The sequence below is a fragment of the Streptomyces alkaliphilus genome (assembly GCF_014141535.1).
GTDB lineage: Bacteria > Actinomycetota > Actinomycetes > Streptomycetales > Streptomycetaceae > Streptomyces > Streptomyces alkaliphilus.
Window position 1 is genome coordinate 1 of the sequence record NZ_VKHT01000021.1, and the last position, 17,100, is coordinate 17,100.

The following is a 17,100-nucleotide window of genomic DNA, read 5'->3' on the forward strand; positions in this document are numbered from 1 at the left end:
GCCCCACCTCACTCACCCCTTCCCGACACTCTCCGCTCCTTCCCACCGTATGCCCCGCCCTTCACACCCGCACCCAAGGAACGGGAAGGGAAGCGGTAGGGCCACCCCGTCAGCAGATACTGCAGAAAGTGGTCCTCACTACCGAAAGTGACCTACATTCACATGATCCTGAGCCTGGCCTGGAGCATATCCCCCACAAGTAGGAAAATTCATTTACCTTTAGAGCGTGTCCTATGTGGTGAGTCGGTGTAGGCGTTTGTAGCAGACGAGGGCGGCGGCCAGGCCTAGGAAGGCCAGGTAGTTGCGGGAATGCCGCTCGTAACGCGGGGACAGCCGGCGGTAACCGACCAGCCAGGCGATGGTCCTTTCGATCTTCCAGCGTTGTCGTCCGAGTCGTTGGGAACTCTCCACGCCCTTGCGCGCGATACGGACGGCCAGGCGTTTGCCGCGCATCCATCGTCGCAGGTCGGGGATGTCGTAGGCCTTGTCCGCGTGGATCCGTCCCGGTCGGTAGTACCGGCCGCGTTCGGGGTCGTGTCTCGATTGGAGACCGGCCAACAGCGGCTTCAGACCCTGGCTGTCGTGGGTGTTGCCACTTGAGACGGCGACCACGAGGGGCAGGCCGTTCGCATCGGACAGGACATGCATCTTGGAACCCGCCCTGCCCCGGTCCACGGGGCTCGGACCTGTGTGTTCGCCCCTTTTTTAGCCCGCAGGTGGGCGGTGTCGATCAACACCCGGGACAGGTCGAGAAGATCCGCGGCCGCCAATTGATCGAGCACCGCCCGGTGCAACCGCGCCCACACCCCGGCCCTGGACCAGATCAGGAACCGGCGGTGCGCGGTGGACTTGGAGATCCCGAAACACGGCGGCAGATGCCGCCACGCACACCCACTGGTGAGGACGTACACGATCGCGGCGAACACCGCTCCATCAGGGGTGTTCCGCGTCCCCCCGCCCTGCGGCCGTACCCGCTCGGGCGGCAAAAACGGCTCCACGAGCTCCCACAAACCATCCGGAACGATCCAACCCCAACAACTACTCCCCATGCCCACTCAACGAGCCACACTCCACATAGGACACGCTCTTATCCCAAGGTATTGAATTGACGAGTTTTCCGTTCACGTAGAGGGAAAGAGTGTTGGCCACCACATCATGGACACCGACGAGGGGCGTCCATTCCCCTTGAATGGCCGCTCCGGGCTCCTGACCGACCCACACAAGAGAAGCGTCCGCCCTATCCGATTCATAGGTGCCGAAGACCCACCGTTTACTCGCCCCGGAGTAGTAGAGCGTGAAACCAGGACGTTCAATCCCCTGTTGGGCCACCACCACCTTCTCCTCGGAGTGGTTTCCGGGATCGACCTTCGCCCAGACCGAGACGGTATAACTCCGGTGGGTGTTGATGTGGGCCGCGGCGACTCGGAGGTACGCGTCTTCCCCGTTGAGGCGAACCGCTGAACCGGAAGTCCCCGGAACACCTGCTTCGACGCCCCCCACCAGGGAGGCGGATCGAACATGTGCTCGACTGTGAACCATCTCGGAGCCCATTGTTTCGGAAAACTCGTAGTGCGCGATGGCGGGACGCCCGGGGACGGCCGCCACCCACTCTTCGAAGAGAGCCTTCACGTGGGAACCACCCCACATCCTCTTTTCGAAGACCGCGACATCGTCGATGACACCGGGGAAGTAGCTCATCACTTCGCCGGAATACGCACCTGCCCCGATCTGGATTCCGTGGCGTCCCGTCCATTGCATCGTGTGGGGGGTCTCACCGACGAGCTCACCGTTGACAAAAAGGCGAAGTTTCCGCTCGGTTCCGTCGTAGGAGCCGATGAGATGGGTTCATACACCGGGCTCCACACCTCCGGGTTGCGGAGCCATGGCACGAATGATGCGTGTGGTTCCCGCGTCATCGGTGGTGCGGTGGTTGAAAACCCATCGGTTGAGGCCGGCGGAGTAGTAGAGCCCGAGGTCCGGTCGCTGACTCCCCCGCTGACTGATGATGATTGCCGCCTCATCGGGGAGCCGGTCCAGCTTGACCCAGGCGGAGACGCTGTGGCCTCGTCTGGCATCCACCATGGAGAAATCCGTGGTCAGATGGGCATCCGTCCCATTGAGGTGCAGTCCCGTTCCGTTCTTCCCAACAACTCCGGGTGTGGCCCCGCCGTGCAGTGATGCGGGACGAAGGGGTGCGGACCCGACGGCCTCACCGACGCCGGGGCCATCGTCCAGCTCCCATACAGCGCGTTCCGGCTGTCCGGAGGCGACGCGGTACTGGTAGGTGCGGACCTCCGAGGCGTTGCCGGCCCGGTCGATGGCCTGGGCGGTGATGAAGTGCAGCCCCGGCTTCTCCGGAAGCACCTTCACCAACCGGGCCGCGCCGTTGGTGGTGGCGATCTGGTTACCCGGCAGCGGGTCGGTGTTGATCCCGTACCGGAAACGGTTCACATCCCCGTCCGAGGAGGCCAGGGTGAAGTCCCCGTACTGCCCCACCCCGTCCCACCACGGATCCTCCGGATCCGAGGGATCGGACTCCGGATAATGCCCCGAGTCGATCGCCGGCGCCGCGGGAATCATGGTGTTGTACACGAAGTAACACGCCGTGGGCGTACCCGCCGCCGACCACGGCCCGTAGTGCGCCCCGTCATACGCCCGCGCCTGCCAGTTCAACACCGTGTTCTTCGGCAGACTCGTCGGCAGGGTGACGTTGAACGCCGAACCCGACTTCTTGGCCGTGGTCAGCCCCGAGTCCCACACCACCGTGGAACCGTTGCGGACCTGGAACTGCACCCGCACCGTGTCCCCGTCGGGATCGGTCACGTTGTTGGCATGGATCTTCCCCATCGTGCGCACGTGCGGCGCCGAGGCCGAGGACTTGCACGTCCCCCCGTACTCCATGGTCAGCTGCGACATCGCGATCTGCCGCGGCGGCCGGTTGTACCGCACCCGCAGATGCGCGTCCTTGGAGAACCGCTTCCAGTGCAGGTTGCTCGTCTCGTTCGACGCCCGCAACCCGAACGTCAACGTCGAGGTCTTCGCGTCCGCCGCCCGCTGGATCGCCGCCCGTACGTCGAACTCCGCGTCCCCGGCCGGCCGGCACCCCGACTGCCCCCCGCCGTAGTGGAAGGACTCCGTGCGCAACCGCTCCACCCAGAACCCCGACGCGGACTGCGTGTTCCACGTCGTCGAGGCACCGATCGCCTTCGTGCGCCACAACTCCACCGGATGATCCGTGCACTGCGCCGAGTGCGTGTTGCGCACCACGAACTCCGCGCTCATCACCCGCGTACCCGCGAACCGCGAGGTGTCGATCCGGTAGAACAACCGCTTCACCTCGTTGGGGTTGCACCCCGCCCACCCCACGCAGTACCCCAGACCCTCATCGGAGCGCCCGTTGAACATCCACTGCGGCGTCCCCGCCCAGTACCGCGACACCATCGTCCACGCCGATGCCCGGGGGGAATGCCACTGCGGATCGATGAACACCGGATACCTCGTCCCCTCCCCCCCGCAACACTTCCGCATCGGGAAGAAGGACGAGTTCCTCGTCTCCCTCATCCACCAGGATGTCAAGGGTGGTCAGGTTGGCGGAATCGCCGGGAGCCGGTTCACCGAGCGGGTCCGCTGCCGAGTCGGATCCCGGTGTCGGATCCACCGAGCGGGAGAACGCCGTCGGGGGACCGTCCGCGTTGTCCTCCCCCGCCAGGCTGGAATCCCACATGAGCGGCGTGGGCGCGCGGAACACCGTTCCCCCCGTGCCGGTGTCCACGGCTTCCAGCCCACCGTCCTCGCTGACCTGGACATCGAGGCCCTGCCGCAGCTCGTCCAGGGCCGGATTGGCTGCCGCTTCAGGGGTGTGCACGACGAAGAGGGAGAGGAAGCCGTCGTCCACCGCTTCCATACGAAGATCGACATCGGGCAGAACGTCCGGGTAGGTGGCCCGGAGACCCTCCAGCACGGGAGCGGGAAGAGGTTCCGGCCAGGTGAGAGCCAGCTTCCCTCCACCTCTCACCAGTGCGACCAGATCATGGTCTCCCCAGGCGGAGAAGGTCAGGTCGACGGTGGAGGCCGTGGGAACGAGGCCCTTCTCACCAGTGGTCAGTGTCAGGTCAACTCCGACCCACTCCCCATCTCGCCGGGTCCACACGGGGGCGACGTATTCACGTGCCTCAAAGGTGCCATCGGGCAGGGCGAAGAGCTCGCGGGTCTCCCCCCGTCGAGAGAGCACCTCCACGGGTTCTCCGGTCCGGATGGCCAGCTCGCTCTCCCGAGAGCGTTCTTCCTCGGGGTCCGAGAGGCCCTTCGAGGCGAGGGGGGCGATGTGGCTCCGGTCATCGGAGGCGCGGGCAGGGGTGCCCATGGCCGAGACCATCGTCATGGCCAGGAGCGCGACCAATCCTTGCCGCGCTGCCACTCCGTAGAACTTCCCGGGCGCCGCGCCCCCGCCTCATCACTCATGGTGATCGAACGCACACCTTCACATGAAGCGGACGAACATACGTCCGCCAGTCGAGAACTGTCCATCAGGTGAAAACGGACACTTCGCGCATGAAGATCATTCACACTCAAGGTGAAATGTGTGACGGGTCACAGTCATCGACCGGAGCCGATGAGGGGCGGGCCGCTTGAAGCGGGAGCCGGGGCAACCATCACCCTCTCGTACGCCAAGCCGGGGAAATTCCCCCCAACGTCGACCAGGAGGCGGAAGAGAAGGATGCATCGATCTGTCGAGCCTCACGCTCGCGGCTCATCACCCTCCGGACCCGAGATCACGGCTCACCCACCGACCACACCGAGGAGTCGCGTCCGGATACCGCCTTCATGGCGTGTTCCGGGTCCGGATGCGGCGATGAGGCCCCGGAGGGGGTGCGGAGTGATCGACTCTCCGCACCCCTCCGGGGAGAAGGGTCAGGCCAGCGCCTTGTCCAGGGCATCCAGAAGATCCGACTGAACCCGGGCCACCGGCCGGTCAAGACTGGTGATGTGGTCCGCCCATTTGAAGTCCCCTCCGGGCACCTTGCCGTGTGGGATGCGACACACAGGGATCTCCCAGGACTGGGCAACGATCATGCCGTGGAGGGAAGAGGTCGCGATGGTGGCGCAGGAGCCGATCTCCTCGAGAACCTCGTCAACCGGCCGGGAGACATCAATCACCTTGTCAGCCCAGCTGAAACCACGGTGGTCGAGATAGTGGGGCACGACACCCACTCGGTACTTGATCGGTGGCCGCTTCCAGAGATGGGACACCAGCATGCCCGGATCCCCGAGCGTGACATCACCCAGGCCGAGCGCGGCTGCGGAGCGCCGTCCGCGAACCGCGTGCACCCGAAAATCGCGCCGCGGAAGCCGACTGTCACGGGTGAGCCCGGTACCCCAGACGATCAGCCCATCACGGCCCTTTTCGCACACCACCCGCAGGACGGAACCAACGGTGACGATCTCCGCGTCCTCCAGAGCCACCGTCCGCACCCGATGCCCCAAACGCTCCAGGATGAGAGGGCCGAGCTCATCACCGAAGTTCGTCTTGCCACTCGTCTCGGAGCGCCAGTTCCAGGTCGCCAGCTCGCTGTCCGCCATTGTCTTCCTTCTCACTCACCGGTGCTCCATGCACTCGCGATGTTCGGTCAGGGTAACGACCCCTCTCGCACACACGAGGTGCGATCAGACGTATTGTCTACGCCGGGGGCACGTGGGTGTCACCGAGACTTCGCCAGGGAGACACCTTTCATGACGGTCAGCAATGAGGTCGTCACTGTTAGTAGTGAAATTTCCGGAGCTCGCCTGACGCGACACGGAATGATGATCAGTGGGCATGCTTACCTCTCCGGTCGCTCCAATGAGCAAGTGGGTTTCGAAGCAGTGCTTCGCAGCGTGTCGGGTACGGACCGCGAATACGTCTTCGCGGCAAGCCGCACCCGGACCCCCGACCTGGTGGACGAGGAGGGCGCCTCACTTCCCGACTCCGGTTTCGATCTGGAGATCGTTCCCGGAGAGTTGGCCGACGGCACTCCGCTGCCCTCCGGAATATGGGAGTTGTGGCTCCGTGTGACGGTGGGTGAGATTCGCGAAACCGTACGGCTGGGCGTGGAGTGCACCGAAAAGGTGCGGAAGGAGCGCTTGGTCCATGTCATCGGGAAAGGCGAGTCCGCCGGCCCGGTGGTGGGTTACATCGCCCGGGGCAAGGGGTTCTGCCTGGACGTGGGAGGACATGTCTTCCCAACCGAAGTCCTCCGTCGACACGTCGGCGTCTCATGGCTGCCGGACCGGGACGCCTGCCTGCGGATCTCCATCGAGAAGCTTCCCCCCGGCCTGGAGCCCTCCTCCATCTCTTTCCGTGCCGAAGACGGCAACGGCGAATACATCATCGCTTCTCCTTACCGGGACTCCGCGGAAGAGAAGCCTTCCTTCATCCTCCCCCTCGAAACCGCAGGTGAGTGGAAGATCGCTCTTCGAGTCCGACAGGGCGAGGATGCGGAGGAAGTCCACCTGCCCCCTGCCCCTTCCCTTATCGCTCGCCGCTGGCGCAAGGGCTTGACTCCCTGGTACGCCCGGCCCTTGCCCGCGAAGAAGGGCGTGATGGGGGTTCGGGTGGCCAAAGTCGATGTGATCCAGGGCCTTCGTCGTCGACTCGGAAACTGAGAATCGCACAACGACCCGATTCGGTGACTGGAATCTCGGAATGTGCGTATCTCGAAGGACAATCGAATGACCGATGTCAGTGTGATCATAGGCGCTTACAACGCCATGCCGTACCTCATCCGATCCGTTCAATCGGTTCTCGATCAGACGATCGGCTCCGATCGGATCGAGTTGATCGCTGTGAACGACGGATCCACCGACGACACCGGTGACGAACTCGACAGGTTCGCCAAGGCCCACCCCTCCACCGTGAGGGTAATCCACCAGGAAAACTCCGGAGGACCGGCAAAACCCCGGAACGTCGGTCTCTCCCTGGCCACCGGCCGTTACGTCTTCTTCCTCGACGCCGATGACTACCTGGGGCCCGAGGCACTGGACCGCATGGTCACCATGGCCGACGAGAACAACACCGACGTCGTTCTCGGAAAAATGGTCGGCGTCGGCGGCCGCGGGGCCCCCAAATCCATGTTCCGACAAGACCAACCGAAAACCGACGTATTCTCCTCCCGGGCCTACTGGACCCTCAACCCGATGAAACTCTTCCGTCGGGAACTGATCGAACAACACAACCTGAGATTCCCTCCGGAACTCCGCTTGGGGCAGGATCAGGTGTTCACCGCCGGAGCGTATCTGCACGCCTCCGGCATCTCCATTCTCTCTTCGTACGACTGCGTGTACTGGGTCACCAGGGACGACGGGGGAAACAACACCGTCTCCACCGGTGGGGCCGCGCACCGTGTGCGGATCATGGCCACCATGCTGCCTCTCGTGGGCGAAGCGGTTCCACCGGGCGAACGGCGGGACCACCTGATGGACCGCCACATGACCCAGGAATTCCATCATGCGCTTCTCCATATCCGGATGGAGCCGGACATCGAAGCCCGCGCACGTTACCTGGATCAACTCCGTGAGATCGTCTCCACGTGGCACAGCTCCTCATTGATGTCCCGGGTACCGGCAGCGGTGCGCGTCCGTGAACACCTTCTTCGAGTGGGGCGCTACGAGAGCCTGCTCACCTTCCAGGAGTGGTTGGACGAGCATCTGGACCGCATCGGAAGGTCCCGGGAAAGTGGCTGGTTGAGCACCCTGCCGAACCGTGTGCTTGTCGAGAAGGAAAAATTTTACGGGGAGTATCCGGGTTTCCGTGAGGACTCTTCGCTCCCCGACGATCTTTTCGAGGTCACTCGGGAACTGCCACGGGCTCCCCGGGCCACCGCCATGATCGTCAAGGGAACCGAGGTGGGAATCACTGGATCGGCATCTGTTGTGCCGTCTCCTCGAATACCCAATCCCTGCACACCCCCCGATCTTCGGGGCACGGTGTTCACCGAAGCCTCCGTCAGTCGGGGCGGAGCACTGCTCATCCGTGCGTCCCTGCCCGTGGGACTGCCCCCGGGTCCTCTGCGGCTACGGGCGACATCCGCCGATGGTGCCGTCTTCGAAGCAGTGGGACACACAGGGGAGGATGGCCGCTCCCTGTCCGCCCTGCTTCGCCTGAGAGAAACGGGCGAATGGAAGTTGGCACTTCGCCACGAGACAGTGAAGCATTTTACGGAAATCCCGGTCAAAACTGCTTTCACTCCTTCGCCGACTCGATGGCACGAGCGCGGCCGCCTGCGATATGCAAAATTCCGGGTATCCACATCCTCGCTCATTATCAGAGTTGGGAATGTGAGCCCGATAAAAGCAGTCGCACGGAGGATCGGCATGGGTCGCACCCCGCACGCTCCGTGACTTTTTCTCTTACTCCTGGAGTCCCACTAAATGGCAACTCCCGATGTCAGTGTGATCATAGGCGCTTACAACGCCATGCCGTACCTCACCCGATCCGTTCAATCGGTTCTCGATCAGACGATCGGCTCCGATCGGATCGAGTTGATCGCTGTGAACGACGGATCCACCGACGACACCGGTGACGAACTCGACAGGTTCGCCAAGGCCCACCCCTCCACCGTGAGGGTAATCCACCAGGAAAACTCCGGAGGACCGGCAAAACCCCGGAACGTCGGTCTCTCCCTGGCCACCGGCCGTTACGTCTTCTTCCTCGACGCCGATGACTACCTGGGGCCCGAGGCACTGGACCGCATGGTCACCATGGCCGACGAGAACAACACCGACGTCGTTCTCGGAAAAATGGTCGGCGTCGGCGGCCGCGGGGCCCCCAAATCCATGTTCCGACAAGACCAACCGAAAACCGACGTATTCTCCTCCCGGGCCTACTGGACCCTCAACCCGATGAAACTCTTCCGTCGGGAACTGATCGAACAACACAACCTGAGATTCCCCACCGACATGAAGACAGGTGAGGATCAACTGCTCGTCGGTCCGGCGATGATCCATGCCGCCGGCATCTCGATTCTCTCCTCCTATGACTGCGTGTACTGGGTCACCAGGGACGACGGAGGCAATACCACAGTTGTGACGGGAGGAGCAGCTCCCCGGGTAATCATTCTCTCCCGAATGCTCCCCCTTGCGGGAGAACTGGTGAAAGAAGGATCGCGGCGCGACCATCTCTTCGCGCGACATATTCAGTTCGAATTGACACGAGCACTCGGATGGCTCCTCCGTGAACCGAATGAGGGCGTTTCACGAGCCCTTTTCGATGAACTGCACGCAGTAATTTCCCAGTGGGATACCGCCGGTGCGGTGTGCAGCCTTTCTGCCATCGTACGACTGCAACACCATCTTGTCCGAGAAGGACGCTTCGAGGAATCCCTCGCGGTCCTGCGATACATGGAGGAGGATCCGGGCAAGCTGGGTGGGAAACGCCCTGGATCCGGGATGAAGATGCTCCCCTCGGAGGTGAGCGTGCGGCAGGGAAAGATTTTCGCCCACTATCCGTTCTTCCGTGATGCCTCTCTTGGAATTCCCGACGATGTGTACGACATCACCCGGGAGGTCACAGCCGGAACCTGGTTCGATGCGGAATCCCTCACCATCGAGTGGTGCCTCGATGAACGAGGCACCCTCCTGGTTCGAGGGAAACGGAAAAAGGCACCGTACGTCGACTTGGAACTTGTTGCCGAGTCCGATGACGGAGTCGAGATTGCCGTGCCGATCGAGGATGTCGCTACACCGGGTCGTGAAGGAACGAGCAGTTCATTCGTGGGAAGATTCCCCCTTTCCCGGTCCGGTGTCTGGAGTTTCTCGATAAGAATCGCGGGAACCGGCATGAAATCAGTTCCCGTGAAGAGGGCACCCGGCTCGGAACCTTTGAAGTGGTGGCATTACGGAGTTCCTCGGTACGCCGTGATCCAACACCGAAACGGGAAGCCAAGGGTGCGGGTGGACAGAGTGCGTCCCCTTCAGGGTGTGCGTCGGAGGCTTTCCCTCTGAAGGAGAAGCCAACGGTGGGGCTCCCTCCCCATGGGGAGGGAGCCCCACCGTTGGCGACAGCGTCGGAGCACCGCCGCTCACCCGACCGGGTCTGGTACCTCTCCGGCTCCCCGATCGCTGTACGAAAGCTCTTCGAGCAAGCGGGAGGGCCTCGGGGAGGAGGTGATCACGGGGTGCCGGCGCCCACGCCGGGAGCGGTGCTCGGCGGAACCGCCTGGGCGGGGATCCGGATCACTCCACTGTTCCGGGCCTCTGCCCTGGCCGACAGGTCGTCGATCGCCGCCTGGAAACGCTCCGGGGAGGTGGGGCGATCGGGGCCCAGCAGGTACTCCTTGAGCTCCACCCGCTCCTCCGCCAGAGGGTCGGCGGACGGGTCGTGCACGGCGGCCAGCAACTCGGTGAGGCCCTCAGCCGTGTTGTCGAGGATGATGGCGGCCCGAACGGCGGTGTTCTGCCGCCGGAATTCCTCCGCTCCCAGCCCTGCGGAATCGGTGACGGCGTAGGGCTTACCGCTGGCGACGAAGTCGGAGACCACGCTGGAGATGTCCGAGACGAGCGCGGCGCTCTCGTTGAAGCAATCGAACAACAGTGGGGCAGGACCGGTGATGACCCGGTGCTCCCACCAACCGAAGGAACGCCAGAACGCCTCGTTCCACTCCGTCCGCAGGGCCGCCTCCTCGCCGGCCCGGCTCGGTGGCGTGAGGGCGTCGCGGGAGACGGAAGCGTCGTCCCAGCTCCCCAACTCGTCGGATTCCGTCTCCGCCGCCCGTCGCTTGTCGATCTCCCGCAACACCTGTGCGGCACGGGCGCGGTCGGCGGCGGTGCGCCGGGCCTCGGCCGCCCAGCGCGGGTCCGCCGCGCGATCGGCGGCGGCCTTCTCGATCAGTGCGCGGACCCGCTGATCGGCGGCCCGGGCGGCAGGGCTGCGCATACCGGTGAAGGGATGCGGCTTGTAGAGCACACGGACCGGAACGGGAGCCTCCACGAGGCGACGGACGATGTTCTCGCCGGCGAGGATCAACGAGGTGTTGCCGGGGTCGTCCGTCCACCCCTCCCAGGTGGGGGCGTACAGGATGGTGGGGATGCGCCCCTCGACGGGCTCTCCGGCGGGACGGATGGGTGCCAACTGGGGTCGCCCCACCTCGACGATGTCCTCGTCGCGCACACCGACGTCGGCCAGCGCGTAGCGGTCCCGGCCGGCCCGGCCGGCGGTCCACACCTCATCGTAGGCCTTGGTGTAGGGGTTGATGCTGGCGATCTTGTCGCTGTCACCGTGACCGATGAAGACGTGCTTCATGGTCGGTACCCGCAGCAGATGCAGGTTCTTGCCCACGTTGGCCGGGTAGAGGCCGACCCGCAGCATGGACAGATCCAGGTTCATCAGGTCCACCGCGCTGGGCACACACAGCACCGGCAGCGTGGTGGTGGACAGCTGGGGCAGGATGTTGCGCTCGCGCAGGATGACGACGGCCTTCGCGTCGAGGCGCTCGGCGGTGTCGAGCCACATGTTGACCTGATAAGCACTGTCCTGGGACCCGGAGAAGTACAGGGCCACCGTCGGCTGGTGAGTGCGCAACCAGCCGTCGAACCACTCGAGGGTGCTCTCGGGGGACGGGGGAAGCTTCTTGGCCCGCAGGTACGGCAGGAGGGCCAGCAGGTAGAGGAGCGCGGCGGCGGCCGTGACGACGGCGCCGATCAACGCGTGTCCGACCGTTCCGGTGATCGCGGCGGTCAGCAGTCCCGCGAAGAGCGGCAGCTCCAGGTGGAGCATCTTCTCCGTTGCCCGGTGGGTGAGAGCGCGCGGCGCGCCATCGGGTACCGGAAGCGTGGAGAGGTCGATGTTGCGGGTGGCGACGGGAAGTCGACGGCGCCGGCGCAGCATCATGACCAGGCCGGTGTGAGGAGCCTGGAAGGCGTGGAAGAGAACGAACCCGGCGACTGCGACGGTCAGCAGGGCCGGCTCCGCGAGGTCCGCGCGGACCAGGAGCAGGAGCAGGAGGAGTTCGCGGAGCAGGAAGCGGATCGTCAGGCCCGCGCGGGCCCGGGCCAGCCGCCCGATCAGCGGTACCCGACCACGGTGCAGGAGGTGGTCGGTCAGCAGGGAGATGGCGGCCGCGCCGACGAAGAGCGGCAGGTTGCCGAGCAGCGCGCCGAGAAGCATGCCCGGGTAGGAGAGGAAGAGGAGGGTGGCCGTCACGCTCTCACCGGCGGTGGTGGTGCCGAGGAGGCGCTGGAGCATGGCGTTCATGCGAGGTCCTCCGCGGCGGCACCGGCGTCCAGAGCGGCGGCGAGGGCGTGCTCGAAGGTCCCGGCGGCGCCGGCCCCGGCGGTGGGGTCCTGGCGGCGGACGTCGATCACGTGGCCGGTGAGGTCGGAGAGCAGGACGTCCAGGGAGGTGTGGGCCACCGCTTCCGAGGAAAGAAGGGTATTCGGTGGTTCCTGCCCGAAAGCCTTGGTGCGCATGGGTGTGGCGGTGCGTTCGGGATTGACGCAGTTGACCCGGATCCCGTCGGCGGCCCATTCGTCGGCCAGCGCCTGGGTGAGGTTGACCATGGCGGCCTTGGTCGAGGAGTAGAGGCTGTACTCCGCGCGGCCCCGGGTGTAGCTGCTGGAGGTGTAGAGGAGGAGCTGGCCGCCCGTCTCGGCGAGGTACTTGTGGGCGGCCCGGGCTATGTGCACCGGTGCCAGGTAGTTGACCTTCATCGCCTCCTCGATGGTGGCGTTGTCGGTCTCGGCGAGCTTGCCGATCCGCAGGACCCCCGCGGTGTTGACGACGTAGTCGATGCGGCCGGTGTCGGCGTATGCGCGGGAGAGGGCGTCGTCGATGTCCTGCGGGTTCTCGACGTGGGTGCCGGTGGTGGAGCGGCCCAGGGCGTGGACGGTGGCGCCGTACCTCCCGGCGAGTTCGGCGATGTCCTTGCCGATGCCGTAGGAGCCGCCGAAGACGACGACGGTGCGGCCGGTGAGCGCCTCGCGGTAGGCGGCCTCGTCGGCCGGGGAGGGGGCTGCGGTGGAGGCCAGTTGGAAGAGCTTGTCGGCGATGTAGACGTCGACGGGCTGGGTGACCTTCATGTTCCACTCGTCGCCCATGACCACGTGGATCGGGACGTCGGGCAGGTACTTCAGGACCACGGTGCAGTCGTCGGTGGCGGCGAAGTTGGGGTCGCCGGCGGCCAGCTCGTAGGCGCGGCGGATGGTGGAGAGCTTGAAGGCCTGCGGGGTCTGGCCGCGGCGCAGGCGGGAGCGGTCGGGGACGTCGGTGATGAACTCGCCGTCCTCGCCGTGTCGGCGGGTGACGATGATGGTGTCGGCGGAGGGGATGGCCACGTCGATGGCGCTGTAGCGGTCCAGGGCGGTGACGCAGTCGGCTATCACGCGCTGGGAGAGCAGGGGCCGCACGGCGTCGTGGAACAGGACGTTGCGGTCCTCCCCCTCGGCCAGGCCCTCGCCGAGGGCGGCGATGGCGCGCTCGGTGGTCTCGTTGCGGGTGGAGCCGCCCTCGATGACCCGGGTCACCTTGGTGAACCCGGCCTTCGCGACGATCTTCTCCACGTCGGAGACGTATCCCGGGGCCATGAGGACGAGGATGTCGTCGATGCCCTCGGCCTCCTCGAAGACCGCGAGAGTGTGCTCGATCACGGCCCGGCCGGCGATCTTGATGAGCTGCTTCGGTATGGACAGGCCGACTCGCTGACCCGTGCCGCCCGCCAGGACCACCGCGGTGGTCCGGGGGCGTGTCCCCGTGCTGTGGATGGACAAAACCGCTCCCGCCGGTCCGTTCTTATGGATACGCCGTATGCACGCAGAGGAGTGCACGCAAACAGAAGGGTAACCCTCACGGAAAGGTGACTCATACGTGAGATGAACCGTTGTGGACTGTTACGCGGTTGTGACGCGCGCGAATGAACGGCGCGTGTCCATCGGGTTGATTCTCCGACGGGCACGCGCCGCGCGAACCGGAGCGAACGACGGAAAAAGGTCGAACTCCGGTGAAATGATGATGTTTTGGGGTGAAGGGCCGGCCCCGGGACGGCGGGGCCGGCCGAAGGGCTCAGGAGAAGGGGTCGAAGTCCTCGTACTCCCGGCGGATGGACTCCTCGCGCTCCGCCTCCCGATCGCGCCGGCGCTGGGCGGCGGGCCGGATCGGGTCGAGGCGGTGATCCTCGCCACGGCGCCCGAGCATCTCGGCGCCGGCGGTGACCGAGGGCTCCCAGTCGAAGACGACCGCGTTCTCCTCCTCGCCGATCGCCACGCCGTCGCCCTCCCGGGCGCCCAGCCGCACCAGTTCGTTCTCCACCCCCAGGCGGTTGAGCCGATCCGCCAGGTAGCCGACGGCCTCGTCGTTGGTGAAGTCCGTCTGCCGCACCCAGCGCTCGGGCTTCTCGCCGCGCACCCGGAACAGCCCCTCGCCCTCGGGCGTGACGGTGAAGCCGCTGTCGTCCACCGCTCCGGGGCGGATGACGACGCGGGTGGCCTCCTCCTTCGGCCGTGCCGCGCGGGCGGCGGCGACCAGTTCGGCCAGCGCGTAGGAGAGTTCGCGCAGACCCTTGCGGGAGACCGCCGAGACGTCGAGAACCCGCAGGCCCCGCGCCTCCAGTTCGGGACGGATGATGTCGGCGAGGTCCTGGCCGTCGGGGATGTCGGTCTTGTTGAGGGCGACGAGCCGGGGCCGGTCGCGCAGGCCGCCGTAGGCGTCGAGTTCGGCCTCGATGACGTCCAGGTCGCTGAGCGGGTCGCGGTCGCTCTCCAGCGTCGCGCAGTCCAGCACGTGCACCAGCACCGAGCAGCGCTCGACGTGGCGCAGGAACTCCAGGCCCAGGCCGCGCCCCTCGCTGGCGCCGGGGATCAGGCCCGGCACGTCGGCGATGGTGTAGACGGTGTCCCCCGCGGTGACGACGCCCAGGTTGGGCACCAGCGTGGTGAAGGGGTAGTCGGCGATCTTGGGCTTGGCGGCGGAGAGCACCGAGATCAGCGAGGACTTGCCGGCGCTGGGGTAGCCGACGAGCGCCACGTCCGCGACGGTCTTCAGCTCCAGGACGATGTCCCGGTCCTCGCCGGGCTCGCCGAGCAGTGCGAAGCCGGGGGCCTTGCGCCGGGGGGAGGCCAGGGCCGCGTTGCCCAGTCCGCCGCGGCCGCCGCGCGCGGCGACGAAGGAGGTGCCCTCCCCCACCAGGTCGGCGACGACCTCGCCCTTCCCGTCCAGTACGACGGTGCCGTCGGGGACGGGGAGCACGAGGTCCGTGCCGTCCTTGCCGGTGCGGTTGTCGCCCTCTCCGGGCTTGCCGTTGGTGGCCCGGCGGTGCGGCCGGTGGTGGTACTCCAGCAGTGTGGTGACATCGCGGTCGACGGTGAGGATCACGTCCCCGCCGCGTCCGCCGTTGCCGCCGTCGGGGCCGCCGAGGGGCTTGAACTTCTCGCGGTGCACGGAGGCGCAGCCGTGCCCCCCGTTGCCCGCGGCGACGTGCAGTTCGACGCGGTCGACGAAGGTGGTCATGGGGTTGCCTCCGGTGTGCGGGGGTGGTTCACGGTTCTCTCACCAACACGGGTAACACGCCGAGGGCGGATGCGCTCGCGCATCCGCCCTCGGTGGGGTTCGGTCGTCCGGTGCCGGACGAGCAGGCCGCGGGGGCGTGCTCTCAGGCGGCGACCGGAACGATCTTGACGACCTTGCGGTCACGGTGACGACCGAACTCGACCACACCGGCCTGCAGGGCGAACAGGGTGTCGTCGCCGCCGCGCCCCACGCCCGCGCCGGGGTGGAAGTGCGTGCCGCGCTGACGGATGATGATCTCGCCGGCGTTGACGGTCTGGCCGCCGAAGCGCTTGACGCCGAGGTACTGCGGGTTGGAGTCGCGGCCGTTCCGGGTGGACGACGCGCCCTTCTTGTGTGCCATCTTCGCTCAGTCCCTTACTTCGCGGCCGGGGCGGGGATCTCGGTGACCTTCAGCCGGGTGTTCAGCTGACGGTGACCCATCCGCCGACGGTAACCCGTCTTGTTCTTGTACTTCTGGATCCGGATCTTCTCGCCCTTGTGGTGCTCGACGACCTCGGCCTGGACCTTGACACCGGCCAGGACCCACGGGTCGCTGGTGACGGTCTCGCCGTCGACCACCAGCAGGGTGGAGAGCTCGACGGTGTCGCCGACCTTGCCGGTGGAGATGCGGTCAACCTCGATGATGTCGCCGACAGCCACCTTCTGCTGGCGGCCACCGGTGCGCACGATCGCGTACACGCGGAACTCTCTCTCGTTCGATACGGAGCCCTCGATGCCAGACGGGCCCGCGGAGACGGCGCGTGACGCGCCGTGCCGTCGGGGGGATCCCGTCCTCTCCCGGCCCGGCCGGGAGGAAGTCGCTCGGGAGCGTGGCGTGCGAATTCGACACGCCGACGGTCAAGGATACGGAGGTCGCGAGGAGGCGGTCAAATCGTCTCCCGGTTCCGGGCCCGTCCACGGGACGGGCCCGGAACCGTGCTCACTCCTCGGTGGAGGCGGTCACCGTGCCACCGGCGGAGTGCTCGGCCGCGGCGGTGCCGGAGCTCTTCTTGGCGGCGGTCTTCTTCGTCGTGGCCTTCTTCGCGGCGGTCTTGCGGGTACCGGTGGCCTTCTTCGCGGCGGTCTTCTTCGCGGCGGTCTTCTTGGCCGTCGCCTTCTTCGCGGCGGTCTTCTTGGCCGTCGCCTTCGCCGCCGCCTTCCCGCTACCGGCCTTCTTCGCCGCGGGGGCCCCGGCGTCCGACTCCGCCCCCGGCCCGGCGTCGGCCCCGGTCTCCCCGGCGGGACCCCCCTCGGCCTTCTCCGGCTCGGCGGTGCCCGCCTCCACCACGACCACGGCGGACTCGCCGTCGGTCGCGGTGGGCGAACCGGTGGGGGCCGAGGCGCGACGCACCGCGCGGCGGCGCGGCGGCGCGGCCGGGGCTGCCGGCTCGCTCTCCGGCGCGGCCTCCGGGGCCGTCTCCTCGGCGGCCTCGGCGGTCCGCTCCGTCCCGGCGGCGGGACCGGAGTCGCCCTCGATCACGACGACGGCGGCCTCCGCCTCACCGGTCGGGGAGCCGGCGGGCGCGGCGGCCCGACGGGCCGACCGGCGGCGACGCGGCTGGGCTGCGGGCTCGGCGGCGGGCGCGACC

The 17,100-nt window shown here is 66.4% G+C and carries 13 protein-coding genes and 1 pseudogene; 3 read left to right on the forward strand and 11 right to left on the reverse strand.

Annotated features, from left to right (window positions below; genetic code table 11):
- Positions 1 to 231 precede the first annotated feature (231 nt).
- From FNQ90_RS01600 to FNQ90_RS01620, 5 genes are all read right to left on the reverse strand, one after another.
- Positions 232 to 1,049, reverse strand: a protein-coding gene (locus tag FNQ90_RS01600; RefSeq protein WP_182604592.1) for an IS5 family transposase whose coding sequence is annotated in 2 segments (ribosomal slippage) — positions 232 to 701 and positions 701 to 1,049 — 819 coding nt in all. Because the reading frame shifts where the segments join, the coding sequence is not laid out codon by codon here.
- Positions 1,039 to 1,836 (reverse strand): LamG-like jellyroll fold domain-containing protein, encoded by a 798-nt coding sequence (locus tag FNQ90_RS28335; RefSeq protein ID WP_323379727.1) that lies wholly within the window; start codon positions 1,834 to 1,836, stop codon positions 1,039 to 1,041. The genes FNQ90_RS01600 and FNQ90_RS28335 overlap by 11 nt, the downstream gene beginning before the upstream one ends.
- Positions 1,837 to 1,845: 9 nt before the next feature.
- On the reverse strand, positions 1,846 to 3,405 hold the full coding sequence (locus FNQ90_RS01610) for a DNRLRE domain-containing protein (RefSeq protein ID WP_182604594.1): 1,560 nt from the start codon (positions 3,403 to 3,405) through the stop codon (positions 1,846 to 1,848).
- Positions 3,383 to 4,417 carry a hypothetical protein gene (locus FNQ90_RS01615; RefSeq protein ID WP_182604595.1) on the reverse strand — a complete coding sequence of 345 codons (1,035 nt, stop codon included), beginning with the start codon at positions 4,415 to 4,417 and terminating at the stop codon, positions 3,383 to 3,385. The genes FNQ90_RS01610 and FNQ90_RS01615 overlap by 23 nt, the downstream gene beginning before the upstream one ends.
- A gap of 494 nt (positions 4,418 to 4,911) precedes the next feature.
- Positions 4,912 to 5,580, reverse strand: coding sequence for a glycosyltransferase family protein (locus tag FNQ90_RS01620; protein WP_182604596.1), 669 nt, complete (start codon positions 5,578 to 5,580; stop codon positions 4,912 to 4,914).
- A gap of 150 nt (positions 5,581 to 5,730) precedes the next feature.
- Between FNQ90_RS01620 and FNQ90_RS01625 the strand changes: the two genes are divergently transcribed.
- The 3 genes from FNQ90_RS01625 (at position 5,731) to FNQ90_RS01635 (ending at position 9,978) form a co-directional block, all read left to right on the forward strand.
- The gene (locus FNQ90_RS01625; protein ID WP_182604597.1) at positions 5,731 to 6,642 is read left to right on the forward strand and encodes a hypothetical protein; all 912 of its coding nucleotides are present in this window, start codon (positions 5,731 to 5,733) and stop codon (positions 6,640 to 6,642) included.
- Positions 6,643 to 6,708: 66 nt separating this feature from the next.
- On the forward strand, positions 6,709 to 8,376 hold the full coding sequence (locus FNQ90_RS01630; protein WP_182604598.1) for a glycosyltransferase family 2 protein: 1,668 nt from the start codon (positions 6,709 to 6,711) through the stop codon (positions 8,374 to 8,376).
- Between the two features lie 30 nt (positions 8,377 to 8,406).
- Positions 8,407 to 9,978 (forward strand): glycosyltransferase family 2 protein, encoded by a 1,572-nt coding sequence (locus tag FNQ90_RS01635; protein WP_182604599.1) that lies wholly within the window; start codon positions 8,407 to 8,409, stop codon positions 9,976 to 9,978.
- Between the two features lie 166 nt (positions 9,979 to 10,144).
- Here FNQ90_RS01635 and FNQ90_RS01640 read toward each other — a convergent pair whose 3' ends face one another.
- The 6 genes and pseudogenes from FNQ90_RS01640 to FNQ90_RS01665 all read right to left on the reverse strand — a co-directional run.
- On the reverse strand, positions 10,145 to 12,226 hold the full coding sequence (locus tag FNQ90_RS01640; RefSeq protein ID WP_182604600.1) for a hypothetical protein: 2,082 nt from the start codon (positions 12,224 to 12,226) through the stop codon (positions 10,145 to 10,147).
- Positions 12,223 to 13,731: an SDR family NAD(P)-dependent oxidoreductase gene (locus tag FNQ90_RS01645; RefSeq protein ID WP_182604602.1), complete on the reverse strand. Its 1,509-nt coding sequence runs from the start codon at positions 13,729 to 13,731 to the stop codon at positions 12,223 to 12,225. Before FNQ90_RS01645 ends, FNQ90_RS01640 begins: the two co-directional genes overlap by 4 nt.
- A 298-nt stretch (positions 13,732 to 14,029) precedes the next feature.
- Complete coding sequence (obgE, locus tag FNQ90_RS01650; protein ID WP_182604601.1) at positions 14,030 to 15,472, reverse strand: GTPase ObgE; 1,443 nt, start codon at positions 15,470 to 15,472, stop codon at positions 14,030 to 14,032.
- Positions 15,473 to 15,614: 142 nt separating this feature from the next.
- Entirely contained in the window at positions 15,615 to 15,872 is a 258-nt protein-coding gene (rpmA, locus tag FNQ90_RS01655) for a 50S ribosomal protein L27 (RefSeq protein WP_143617773.1), read from the reverse strand.
- Positions 15,873 to 15,886: 14 nt separating this feature from the next.
- Positions 15,887 to 16,210, reverse strand: coding sequence for a 50S ribosomal protein L21 (gene rplU / locus FNQ90_RS01660; protein ID WP_143617775.1), 324 nt, complete (start codon positions 16,208 to 16,210; stop codon positions 15,887 to 15,889).
- A gap of 241 nt (positions 16,211 to 16,451) precedes the next feature.
- Positions 16,452 to 17,100 (reverse strand): annotated as a pseudogene (locus tag FNQ90_RS01665) (hypothetical protein); the annotation flags it as partial.